We start from the raw sequence: 12,969 nt of genomic DNA on the forward strand, positions 1-12,969 counted from the left end.
TCACCTGGTTGAAACAGTATCCCGACATTTCAAGTGCACAGATCCATGATTGGATTAAGGAGAGATATCCTGACCTTACGGTCGGTGAAAGTACCGTCAGGTGCTATGTTAGTCAACTGAGAAAGGAGTATAGTATTCCAAAAATAAAGGTGACCCGGCAATATGAAGCGGTTGAAGACCCGCCTATGGGACAACAAATGCAAGTTGACTTTGGTCAGGTCACCGTCAGAAATACGTTTCATCAACCTCAGAAACTGTGGTTTATGGCTTGCGTATTATCCCATTCCCGTTACAAATTTGTGTATTGGCTGGACCGTCCCTTTACAACAGCAGATGTCATTCAGGCTCATGAACAAGCTTTCGTCTTTTACGGCGGTCTTCCTCAAGAAATTGTTTATGATCAAGACCATCTCATCTTAGTGAGTGAAAATGGTGGAGATCTTATTTACACAAAAGAATTTGCCAATTATCTGAAGCACAGGGCATTTAAGGTTCGCATGTGCCGCAAAGGCGACCCGGAAAGCAAAGGAAAAGTGGAAAACGTTGTTGGCTATGTGAAAAAGAACTTTGCCCGTCACCGGACCTATTACAATCTGGCCCAATGGAGTGAAGACTGTCTGGCCTGGCTTGAGCGAACAGGCAATGGCAAAGTGCATCAGACAACCAAAAAAATACCGGCCGAAGTGTTCCAACAGGAACGCCTTTACCTTCGCCCGGTCCAAGAAAAATATCATCTCAATGAAGCCAAGGCCAGTATAACAAGAGTTGTCCGAAAAGACAATACCATTCTTTATGCCGGGAACCGCTATTCGGTCCCTCTAGGGACCTATGATGACAAGGGTAAAAGCGTTGGACTAAAGATTCAAGACGATACCCTGACCATCTACGACTGGGAAACAGGAGAGGTACTTGCCCAACACGCGATTTGCCACGAAAAAGGCAAGTTGATTCAAAATACGAATCATAAAAGGGACCGCAGCAAAGGGATTCAAGCGTTAATGCAACAAGTGGCCGGGCGTTTTCCAGAACCGGATCAAGCCACCCTCTTTTTGAAAGAAATCTATCAGCGGAAGCAGCGTTATATGAGAGATCAATTGCAAAAGATACAGGAAGTCATGAACAAAGCCAACCCTCATTCTGGAGTGATTGGACAAGCTTTAGCCTACTGTCTGACATACCAACTGTACAGTGCAGCAGCCTTCAGCGATGCAGTGCAACATTTTATGCAACAAGCACAGAGACAACAAGCACACCAGCATGAACATCAACCTGAGATCAAACCCACCATGCTCGGACATCAATCACACTCGCAAGTGAAAGCAGAAATTCGAGATCCACAAGTTTACATTCGTATCCTGGAGGGAGAGAGCCTATGTCAGAAAGCTTAGTGCAATTGAAACACAGCTTGAAAACACTCAAATTGGCCTCCATCGCCGAAGTGATTGAGGAACAACTGATGGAAGCCGAAACAAATGGATTCAGTTATCAACAGTTTCTGACGAAACTGTTGGGATACGAAATACGCAAGCGGGAAGAAAAACAATTGGCTAAACGACTCAAGTGGGCAGACTTTCCTGTCCACCAATCCCTTGATGAGTTTGACATTAGCGCCCAGCCTGCCCTAAGCCGGCAGCAATTTCAACAGTTGCGTGAACTCTTATGGATTGAACAAGTTTATAACCTCATCTTATTGGGCCCGCCGGGGGTGGGTAAAACTCACCTGGCCATTGGCTTAGGAGTAGAAGCCGTTCAGCAAGGGTACAAAGTCAGCTTTGTGACCATGGATCATTTAATCCAGTTGCTGCGTACCCAAGAAGTAACAAGAAGCGCCCAAACAAAATTGAAAAGAATCACTCAGTCAGATCTTGTCATCATCGATGATTTGATGTTTATGGCCATCAACCGGCATGAAGCCAATCTTTTCTTTCAACTCATCAACAAACTCTATGGCCAATCATCTGTGATCATCACCTCCAACAAAGGGCCGGAAGATTGGGGAGAGTTATTAGGTGATCCGGCCATTACCACAGCCATTCTGGATCGGCTACTCCATAAAAGCGAGGTGATTCATCTCACCGGTGACAGTTATCGTTTAAAAAACAGGAAAACCATATTTGGAAATGACTAGGTGCTCAAAATTATTTAGCGAAAATTGTTCAATTGTACTTGACGCTCACAAAGTCCCAAGCCCAATCAGGATGTGTATAATTTTCACCTTCAGTGAAGTATACAACATCAACCTCTTCCTCACCTATAAAATATTGAACGGCTGCTGCACTAAGCTGTGGCAAGACAAAACCATTATAACCTATAAATGATTCTTGAGGTCCAAACCTGACTACTGGATACGATACAGGTTCATAGTATTCTGGATTTGAGTCAATATCCTGGACACAAAAAAGGTAAGTTTTAAGCCGAATGTTTCAAAAGATCTTCCACTTCCTGAGGTGTTCTGTAACCCAGGCGGCTATGGATTCTTTTACGGTTATACCACCCTTCTATGAATTGAAATAGGGCTAAGCTTGCCGAATGAAAGTCGAGATACTGTACATGGTTGACTTCCTCTTTCTTTAGGATGGCATGAAATGATTCGATACAAGCATTGTCATAAGGACATCCCTTTCGGCTGAATGACTGTATGATGCCCTGAGATTTGACATATTGCTCAAATGCTTCACTCGTATATTGTGTCCCCAAATCCGTGTGCAGAATAAGCCCGCGTTTAGGCTGTTGTGTATCACAAGCATTGGCCAACGCTTTGATGACGAGATCAGTCGTCATCGATTTGGCAAAGGAATAGCCAACGATTTTTTGGGTATGTAAATCCATCACAGAAGCTAAATAACACCATCCATCTTTAAAGGTATGAATGTAGGTGATATCGGCGACCCACTTCTCATTGATGGTGTTGGTGGTGAAATCCTGTTTGAGCAGATTGTCCCGTTGGATCACCTTTTCCTTGCTTGGATAGGGTTTGTATTTCTTTTTCACAATGGAACGAATACCTGACTTCTTCATTAAACGCTGCACTCTCTTTAGGCTGACTTGAAATCCTTCCTGCTTCAACAGATGATGGATTTTGGGAGCTCCATAGCGCTGTTTGCTCTCCTGATGAATGCTGTTAATTCTTTGGGTGATCTCCTGGTTCTCACGTTCGCGGTTTGACTCTTTATGATTCAGTCTTTGATAGTACGTGCTTCGGGGAATCCCCAGCACTTTACACAGGGTATGAACTGGATAATCTGTTTTATGATTGTCAATGAATGCTACTAACTCAGTATCCTTTACTTTTTGGCGAATATGGCCATAGCCTTTTTTAAGATCTCATTCTCTTGTCTAAGACGGAGCATTTCCTTCTTCATCTCAACCATCTCTTTCTGGGTGATGGACTCATCTCCAGAACCCACTGGAGTAAACTGCTTAATCCATCTGTAAACCGTCACTTCAGATACGCCATATTCGCCGGACAGATCTTTAACAGAAGTTCCTGAATGGTAGAGATCCACAATCATTTTTTAAAGTCGTCATTAAATTTTTTTCGGTTCATATTGGACACATCCTCTCCCAATTTTTATTGTAAGGGACTTAACTAAAATGTGTCCATGAAACTATACTAACACCATCTGAGTAAAGTAAATCGAATTAGTCAATAGAAGCTGTTCTGCTTTCATTTATTGAATTATTATTATCTAAAGCAACTTCATTAAAAATGATATAATACATTCCCACACCTATTAAACCAATAAACGTAATTATAATAGAAATCGCAATAGCAGGTAAAAAGGCACTTAATGTAACTACAAGGGACGCTATAAGCATTGCGAAGCTGAAGGACAATCCATTCACTGCCATATAGGAACTTCTAGCATTATCAGGAATAATTGAAGCCATTAACGATTGTTGAACAGGAATTCGAATGACTTCTCCTATAGTTGCAAATAGCATGCAGATAATTAATAACCAAATATTGTCCAAGTATGACATCAAACCAAATCCAAGTACAAAGAGAAGAGAGCCGACTATCAAAACCGTTTTGTCTTTGTATCTTTTTATGAAATTGAAAGCAAATAACGACATGAGTACTACTAAAATAGTATTTTCAGTACGTAAAAACCCAAGCATATTAACACCATCAACGTTCCAATACAAAAACTTTTGCGTTGGCATTGTTTCGCTCAACCGAATTCCAATATAATTAGTTAAATGAAACTCCATTGATAATACCAGTATCCCGGCAATTGTAAATAGTATAAATAATCTATCTTTAAATACTTCTTGGTAGGTATTAAATATTCTTCTCACATGTGATAATGCTCTAGTTTTTTCAGTTGGAAAATAACTTTCTTGGATAAAAAAAACTACTAATATTGAACAAAACAAAGAGCCTAGAGAAATACCTAATAATAACTCAAATAGATGCTTATCAAAAAACAATCCCCCAAAGATTCCACCAATAGCAAAAGCAAGATTATTCACCCAAAATGCAATAGAATACATTAACTTACGCTGTTCTGGTTTGCTGACATCTATCAGCATTGCATGATGTGCAGGTCCTGAAATACCCCAACTAATCGTGTTAACAAACATCATAATACTTGTTATCACAGCTGATTCAAACCAAGGAGAATTGGCAAGCAACATGATAACGAAAGCAACAAATCTTAACATCTCGGCATACTTCATCATTATCTTTCTACCATATTGATCTGAAAGATATCCACCAAAGAAGTTAATGACAATTCCAATAAATACGTTGATAAGTAGTATTACCCCTGCAATTTTTAGCCCGAAATGTTTGGATAAATAGATCGCCATAAAAGGAAATATCATATTTCCTATGAAGCCACTGATAAATGTTTCTAAGAGTCGTATCTTAATATTTATGTGAAAATCCCTGAATCTCATTATTATCTCCATTCTAAACCTAATACTTTGGCTACATCTTAATAAACCTCAAGTTTCTTGAATATATTTCTGATATTTATTTTATTTGTCAGTAAATGATTTATATATATTCATTATTTAGATTCTTTATATGTTTTCTATCAATTTATACCTGTTGCGGTATGTAACAGCTGCCTAAAATGCATCCATCATAGACACAGTAGATGCGACACCCTTTCCAGCTTCTCCTATATCTAAAACATCAATTACGCCATAAGTAAACATTCCATCTTCTATACGTTCGGTTCGATTTAGTCTCACACTGACACCCAGTTGTTCTCGAGTTAACTCTAGATCTATATATGAACCAACAACTAATGGTTTTGCAATAGAATGGCACTCTTTTTCTTGTAAAACCTTCAACGTAATTTCAGGATCAATACCAGCTGGCCTCCTAACTGTTAGCAAGCCACTTAAGAAATGTCCTTTATGATATTAATACTTTCGTTTGAACACTCTCAACTCAATCTCGCCAAAAAAAGCGATCATTACTATAGTATTTTATCAATAATATATCCAATAGATTGCACTTAGATATACTGTAATCGCTCGAGACCAATTACTGGAGAAGGTTTAGGTTTGGCAGGACGCATCTCAACATAAGCAGGTAAGACTCTAGGATGAAGATTTGATAATGAAACTATTAACTCACCTATATCTGTTGGGGTAAGTTTCCATTCATCATCTGGTAATGCAATATTGGAAATAGCCCCTAAAGATAAACAACAAGTTCGTATGTTATGATATCTTAAATCTTGAATAGCTACTTCTACCATAGCATGTAACCCTGCTTTAGTACTAGAGTAAGCTACTCCATTCTCAAATGGATACTCCCCAGCATGACTACCAATAAAAAACATCATCCCATTATTTTTGGATAGTAGATCAAATGTATATTTAATCATAAACAAAGGCGCACTTAGATTTACTTTTAGGCTTTCCTCCCATTCATCTTGAGTAATTAGATGAATGGGAGAAAAATGTCTAACTCCAGCGTTACATACAACTATATCTATTTGCTTATATAAGTCATCAACCTGCTTTATGGCATGTTGGATTGAAGTTGGATCGGAAACATCACAATATATCTCCTCCATCCACTCTTCTTCACAAAAAGTTCTATTTAACCCTATAACTTTATAACTTATCTCATGAAAGACTTGAGCAATCCCTAAACCTACTCCTCGATTTGCCCCTGTTATTACAATAACTTTCATTTTATCAATCTCCCACCCAATGTTAGTTAGACAGCAATACTAAATGTTTTTGCCAAGTATTTAGCAACACCGTTCTCTTCGTTACTTAATGTAACCTCATTTGCTCTTGCCTTTAAATAATCTGGTGCATTGTACATAGCCACACCTGTTCCAACCATTTCAATCATTTCTAGATCATTATCAGCATCTCCAAATGCGATAACATTTTCAAGTGGAACATTAAAATAGGTTGACAAATATTGTACAGCAGCAGCTTTTCCAGCTTTTATAGATAAAATTTCCAACCATTTTTTTCTTGAGTCAGAATACGTATAAATCAACTGATCACGAAATTCTTGATCTGCTATCCTTATGATTTCTTTTTCATCACCATATACTAATAGCTTATCTACATGGTCATCGAAAAAACAGCTAGGATAGCCTTTATCAGCCGGCTTTTGTCCAAAAGAAGTCCATTGTTTAATATCCTCATCGTCTTCCGATAGAACCCAAAAGCGATCATTTTTTTCTGCCCAGCAATGATGTATTGCTCCATTATTTAGCAGTAAATCCATAAATCGTTTCGCAAGTATGCCATTTATCGTATGAGAGCGAATCACTTTCTGCTCTACATGAGAATATACCACAGCCCCATTACAGTGGATACTAGGGGTTTTTAGGGTTAGCTGATTTAAGTATGTTATGGTATCGCGAATTGGTCTAGCAGTTGCTAAGACGAAAGGAACCCTCTTTGATACCTCATAAATCACTTGTTGAGTATATAATGTAATCTCCTGTTTATTATTGAGCAAAGTTCCATCTAAATCGCAAACAATCAATTGATTAATATCACTCCCTCCTTTCTACAACTCTATACCATTAGCCCTCACTAACTAGATTTGATCACTATCTTGATTTTATCCATCAACCTCTTAGCGTTTAAAGCAGCTATCTCTGCAGTTTCACCCTTTACTACAACACAACCAGAACGAGTATAAGAATTGACCATTTCCTGGATAATATCTCCTTTTTTGAGGTTAAATTCTAGCCAGAGCAAATCAGGATCTTGCTTCACTTCATCAATCCCACTTATTTCCTCCACCACTCCAGGTGGAAATTGAAAGTATCTTACCGCTGCTGCTCCTTCTTTCAACAGTGGTATTGAATATTGTTCCTTAACTAAATATTTCAACGTTTCACTGAACATATCGTAATCTAGGGCTTTATCAATCATATAAGGAATAAAATCTCCTCCAGGGCGAATATTAACTTCAATAATTTTAGGACCCTTGGAGGTTAACTTAATTTCAGTATGTGATGGACCAAATCGATGACCGATAAGATCTAACATCTGTATCACTAAACCATAAATCTCTTCTCGAAACATTGGATCATTAGAGCATTTCGCAGGAATTGTGTGCCCTACCTCGACACAACGTTTTGGTGTGATCAGCTTATCAGTAATAACCAATGGATAATGAACACCATTAAATGTCACAAACTCAACGCTCACTTCGGGACCATCTAAAAATTCTTCTATGATAAATGAAGAGAGTGGTTGCTTTATCTTCTTAGTAAAAACTTCTTCTAGCTCTTTCTCATTTTCAACAATAAAAACGTCCTTACTTGCCGCTCCATCTACTGGCTTACATACAATTGGATACCCTACCTGTAATGCAAATTTTTTAACATCACTTAATTCGTTTGTCTGGATAAAAGCTACCGAAGATATCCCTTGGTCATTTAACGCCTTACGAAAAAGTCCCTTGTTTTGTGCCAATTGTACTGTATTATAAGGTATATTCGGGAAGCCAAGTTCCTCTGCTACCAAAGAAGTTAATTCAACAGCTTCTTCTGTAAAAGTCCAAATAGCATCAAACGGAAAGAAGCGATGAATAGTTTTGGCAAGTTCTTTTGCAATGTTTATATTTTTAAAGTCAAACACATGAACCGAACTACACATAGATGCATCGACTAAACTTATTCTAAGTGGAGATTGAAAAAGAGTAACATCAAAACCTAATGCTTTAGCATGACGGACATAGGGAACGTGATCACCTATCATCAAAATATGCTTATTTCCCAACTCTCTTATACCCCTTCCACAATTCGTTTAGAGCGTTGCTGCACCTCATACAATAATCGTTCTTCATCAATTGTCAAGAGTTCACGATTCTTCATTAATATTTTTCCATTTACAATTGTCGTTTCAACATCCTGACCAAAAGCAGAATATACTAATAATGATGCCATATCATGATGTGGTACTAAATGTGGCTGATTGACATTAACTAAAATCAAATCAGCTTGCTTTCCAACTTCGATTTTACCTACCTGTTGGTCAATTCCTAAAATTTTTGCTCCGTTCAAGGTAGCCATTTGAAGAATTTTATGAGCATCTATAACCGCTGGATCAAATCTATCTAATTTTTGAAGACCAGAAGCCATTTTCATTTCCTTAAACAAATCGAGCGATGTAGCACTTCCAGCCCCATCTGTACCTAAACCAACAGTTATACCTTTTTCAATATATTTGTACACTGGGGCAATTCCACAACCCAATTTCATGTTACTAAAAGGGTTATGCGCCACCCCACCTTTCATATTCTCTAATAATCTAATGTCAGTATCATCAAGATGTACAGCATGAGCCAAGAGAACATGATAATCACCATTAAATAAACCTAAATCGTACAAATACTGAGCTGGACTCTTTCCATATTTCTTGTTTATTTTTTCTACCTCTTCATGCGTTTCTGCTAAGTGAATGTGAATAGGAACTTGTAGGTCCTGCGAAATATCCATGACCTCTTTTAGTTGGTCAGGAGGACATGTATATGGGGCGTGTGGCCCCATCATAGTAGTAATGCGCCCTTCTGCTTCTCCCGACCAATTCTTAACTAAATCAATTCCCTCTCTTAAACGTTGTCCATCATCATCATTGAAAAATACAAGTCCCCGGGTTAAAGACGCTCTAATCCCTGAATCTTTTACTGCTTGTGCAATTTGTTCCATATGTATATACATATCAGCGTACGCTGTAGTTCCCGATTTAATCATCTCAGCAATAGCCAATAAAGATCCCCAATAGATATCCTCTTTGTTCATCTTTGCTTCCGCAGGCAACATTTTTTTATCAAGCCACTCCATGAGTCGTAAGTCATCGCTAAAAGAGCGCAATAAACTCATTGGGGAATGATTATGGGTGTTAATCAAGCCTGGTAAAGCCACTAATCGAGATGCCTCTATCACTTCATCCACATCAGTTAATTGTTCTGCTGTAGGTTGCTCAAAAATATCTGCTATTTTGTTACCCTCAATTAAAATGTTTGCTCTATATGTCTCGAATTTGCCACCCTTGTCATCCAAGATTATTGGGTCTTTGATTAAAATTTTCATAATTTACCTCCTTATCTGCTAAAACAAAAGCTTATTAAATCATAGTTGACTCCAGTTTTCAACAAATACTCTTAGAGAAGAAAAATTATTTTCTACTACTAATTTCCTCGGAGATTTGTATTTGAATATAAGAACTTGCTTCATTTAACGCATTTAACACCTCGGTTCTCGTATTGCCCTCAGCTATAATGTAGCCCATGTAATCCTGAATAAAGTAAGGTAGAGTATATACTCTGTCACCAATATTCTTAGTAAATGGCACATTAGTCACATGTTTTACTGATCGCGCTTCCTCAAGCCCAGTTACTGAACTTATTATCCCTGATTTAGTAGGATAAATGATTTTAAATCCACTATAAACTTTAAAGCTATCATTAATTTCAGGTTTTTCATCACATGATAGTTGTATTGCAGCCAACTCTAAATCGACATTTCTTGATGCTCTGGTAATGTCGATTATTCTTGCACCACCGACACGCGGATTCATTTCGAGAATCTTAGGACCTTCAGATGTTAAGATGATTTCAAGATGTAAAACAGAATTGGTAATATCCAACTCTCTTACAATTGTACTGTTTAGTGTAAGGATCGATTGAATGTCACTATCAGAAAAATTTGGTGGAGTGATAAAATCAACTTCCGCAAAGCCATATGTACTATCAATCGATGGCTTTTCAATAATGTTTTCAAATATAACCTGTCCACGATAAACAATCGAATCAATGGATAGCTCGGTCCCTTGCAGAAATTCTTCGATTAATAATAAATCACTCGAAAACTCCTTGGTAGATAATTTCATAACCTTTTCAAAATGATATTCTAATTCTTGTTTTGTTTCAATCTTTACTACTCCCCAACTGCCATAGCCTAAGCTTGGTTTAAGAACAACTGGATATCCAATTTCATTAGCTGCTCTCAGAGCATCACCTAGTGTAGTAACAAGCTCAAATTTTGCTGATGGAATTCCCTTTTCTTTAAAGAAAGCTCGCATGGCATGCTTATATCTTAAAATTTTTGCAGACTCTAAGGGGATTGATGCTATACCAAGTTCCTCACAAACTGCTGCCATGATAGGTATACCAGCATCCCACCTACTTAAGACCCCATCCACTTTTAGCTTTTTTGCTTCTTGAACAATCGTATGAACTGTTTGGTCTATATTTTCAAAGTTATGTGTAAATATAGGGATTGTATAATCTACTAACTTCTCTGCTTCTTTATTATTATCTAAGCTGTGCCTTGCAACAATTAATTGATAACCCAATTCTTTTATGCGTTTATAACGTTCTACAAATACAGGTGCTCCAGATGACTCTATTAATAGGATTTTTTTCATATTCACCTTCTCCATTGTCAAATTAATTTACTAATTCCTTAAGTTTTTTCTCAAATTCTATTTGGTCATAATTTTTTTGTTCTTCTGGAATACGCCTTGTAGCCTTGATCAAATCTTCTATAGTATCTGCTACAAGCAGAACAAAAATTATGTTTTTAAATTCTCTTGAGGCTTTTACAAATGAATCAACACCCCACTCTTTCGCATGTAGAGATTTTATTGGAATTTCTACAGCGATAGCTTGGTTTTCTCGGTCAAAATCCTTTATTCCCATACTGTATAAGACGGTATTTTTAAAAACATTAAATCCACTGGAATAACTAACTAAGTCACACATGCCATTGAAGCGATTGTTCACTTCCAATACCAATAATCGATTAGAATCTGGTTCATGAATACAATCCACCTGGAGAATTCCATTGACTCCAGTGATTTTTACTAAATGTTCTATCAATCTCTCCGCTTCTTTCTTTAACCTAGGATCTAATCCAGGTGAAATACGATAACGAGAATGTGGATCGGATTGAATAGAAGTTTGGCCTAAATAAGCATGCTGAATTATTCGAATATTTCCACCAACTACGATAGCTTGCAATCCAACCTCTTGGCCAGCTATAAATTCTTCTAATACCATATTATTCATCTTATTACTTGCATAAATTAAATCTAATTCTTCAGTATTTTTTGCGAAAAAAACCCCTACATTAGCCGAACCAGTGTTCTTCTTCAAAACCACTGGGAACCGAAGTTTAGAACTAGCTTGCAATAAATCCTTCTCATCATTAACTATGTATCCCTTAGGCATAGGAATTGCCTCAGATTCAAATATGATACGTTGGATCGATTTATCCATAGATATGATCGCTGAACGCATACTCTGCCCAAAAAAAGGAATAGAATGTTCATCAGCATATTCTTTGATTACTGCATCTCTAATCAAATGAAACTCATTGTTTGTATCAACTTTTGAAATAATACCTTCAATTTGATTTTTTTGGATATAGCTTTTTATCTCTTCAGTAGATATAACTGGGTCGATCAAAAACTGATCAACCAATGAGAGGCTTTCTGTATTATGCGATGCAATGACATGTATCTCATTATGAAATTCTTTAAGCCATGGAGTAAATCGCTCTAGAAATGTATCTCCCAAAATTAAGATACGCTTTTTCCTTAACATACTATCACCTAACAACACTTATAGATTGATTCAATTTGTCATAAATATTCTTAATACCGGCCAGTTCTTTATCTGATTCACTAGATATGATGAATCTAGCACTCACCTGCATTATTTCTTTATACAATGACAAACCATTCTCCATTAGTGTCCTTCCAGTATCTACTAACTCCACAATACAGTCTGCATACTCCATCAATGGTGCTACTTCCACTGAACCGTCCAATGTAACAATATTTGCATTGTATCCCTTACTCTTTAAATACTTTTTTGTAATATAAGGATAGCTAGTACAAACAACATTGATCGTGTCGTCATTCAGAGAGTTTTTCCCACATAAACACAGCTTACACTTTCCAATGTTTAGATCCAACAACTCCTTAACTGGAAGTTGACTTTCTTCGATAATATCTTTCCCTACTATACCTGCATCTACTTGGCCCAATGTAAGTAATCTCACTATATCTTGTGATTTTAATAATACTAAATCTACTTCTGGAAGTTTGAACATTAACTTTCTAGTTTGTAATAGCTCTTCTCTATGTATGATACCAGATTCTTCAAATAGAATCGCTACCTCTTTTAATAGTCTACCTTTAGGGATTGCAAGTATAGGTTTTGCTCTTGGTTTTCTTTCATCTATCATTTTTTTTACATCCTTTATTTTCAATTGAGTAAAACGATCAGTCCTACTCAATTCTATCAATATTTAAGTTCAGAACTTCTTTCATACTTATTACTTCTTTGGAGATTAAAATACCAGCACTTTTAATTCGTCCAGTTAAATGATGATGTATAAAAGTTTGTGTAAAGCATTTTGCTAGAACAAAAGAAAAAAGGTAGGGTATTCTCTGATAGGATCAAAAATCTTAGAGAAAGGAGTACCCTACCTATGTCTAAAAGAAGTATACCGA

The 12,969-nt window shown here is 37.1% G+C and carries 11 protein-coding genes and 1 pseudogene; 2 read left to right on the forward strand and 10 right to left on the reverse strand.

What is annotated here, in order from left to right; genetic code table 11:
- Both istA and istB read left to right on the forward strand, forming a co-directional pair.
- On the forward strand, window positions 1-1,388 hold a 1,388-nt coding region (gene istA / locus IEW48_RS14970; RefSeq protein WP_188624467.1), incomplete at its 5' end, for an IS21 family transposase.
- Window positions 1,373-2,128, forward strand: a complete 756-nt coding sequence (gene istB / locus IEW48_RS14975) for an IS21-like element helper ATPase IstB (protein ID WP_188624468.1) — start codon at window positions 1,373-1,375, stop codon at window positions 2,126-2,128. The genes istA and istB, both read left to right, overlap by 16 nt.
- 281 nt (window positions 2,129-2,409) lie before the next feature.
- Here the strand turns inward: istB and IEW48_RS14980 are convergent.
- From IEW48_RS14980 to hisG, 10 genes and pseudogenes are all read right to left on the reverse strand, one after another.
- Window positions 2,410-3,547: pseudogene (locus IEW48_RS14980) on the reverse strand (IS3 family transposase).
- Window positions 3,548-3,642: 95 nt separating this feature from the next.
- Window positions 3,643-4,917, reverse strand: a complete 1,275-nt coding sequence (locus tag IEW48_RS14985; RefSeq protein ID WP_308747485.1) for an MFS transporter — start codon at window positions 4,915-4,917, stop codon at window positions 3,643-3,645.
- A 162-nt stretch (window positions 4,918-5,079) separates the two neighbouring features.
- Complete coding sequence (locus tag IEW48_RS14990; RefSeq protein ID WP_188624470.1) at window positions 5,080-5,352, reverse strand: hypothetical protein; 273 nt, start codon at window positions 5,350-5,352, stop codon at window positions 5,080-5,082.
- A 122-nt stretch (window positions 5,353-5,474) separates the two neighbouring features.
- Window positions 5,475-6,161, reverse strand: coding sequence for an SDR family NAD(P)-dependent oxidoreductase (locus IEW48_RS14995; protein WP_188624471.1), 687 nt, complete (start codon window positions 6,159-6,161; stop codon window positions 5,475-5,477).
- 26 nt (window positions 6,162-6,187) lie between these two features.
- Window positions 6,188-6,979 (reverse strand): Cof-type HAD-IIB family hydrolase, encoded by a 792-nt coding sequence (locus IEW48_RS15000; RefSeq protein ID WP_188624472.1) that lies wholly within the window; start codon window positions 6,977-6,979, stop codon window positions 6,188-6,190.
- Between the two features lie 50 nt (window positions 6,980-7,029).
- Window positions 7,030-8,226 (reverse strand): ATP-grasp domain-containing protein, encoded by a 1,197-nt coding sequence (locus IEW48_RS15005; RefSeq protein WP_188624473.1) that lies wholly within the window; start codon window positions 8,224-8,226, stop codon window positions 7,030-7,032.
- A 5-nt stretch (window positions 8,227-8,231) separates the two neighbouring features.
- Complete coding sequence (locus IEW48_RS15010; protein WP_188624474.1) at window positions 8,232-9,539, reverse strand: amidohydrolase; 1,308 nt, start codon at window positions 9,537-9,539, stop codon at window positions 8,232-8,234.
- Window positions 9,540-9,624: 85 nt separating this feature from the next.
- Window positions 9,625-10,875, reverse strand: a complete 1,251-nt coding sequence (locus IEW48_RS15015) for an ATP-grasp domain-containing protein (RefSeq protein WP_188624475.1) — start codon at window positions 10,873-10,875, stop codon at window positions 9,625-9,627.
- A 22-nt stretch (window positions 10,876-10,897) separates the two neighbouring features.
- Window positions 10,898-12,055 carry an ATP-grasp domain-containing protein gene (locus tag IEW48_RS15020; protein WP_188624476.1) on the reverse strand — a complete coding sequence of 386 codons (1,158 nt, stop codon included), beginning with the start codon at window positions 12,053-12,055 and terminating at the stop codon, window positions 10,898-10,900.
- A 4-nt stretch (window positions 12,056-12,059) separates the two neighbouring features.
- Entirely contained in the window at window positions 12,060-12,701 is a 642-nt protein-coding gene (gene hisG, locus IEW48_RS15025; protein WP_188624477.1) for an ATP phosphoribosyltransferase, read from the reverse strand.
- Window positions 12,702-12,969 lie beyond the last annotated feature (268 nt).

Origin of the sequence: Caldalkalibacillus thermarum (genome assembly GCF_014644735.1) — a bacterium.
GTDB lineage: Bacteria > Bacillota > Bacilli > Caldalkalibacillales > Caldalkalibacillaceae > Caldalkalibacillus > Caldalkalibacillus thermarum.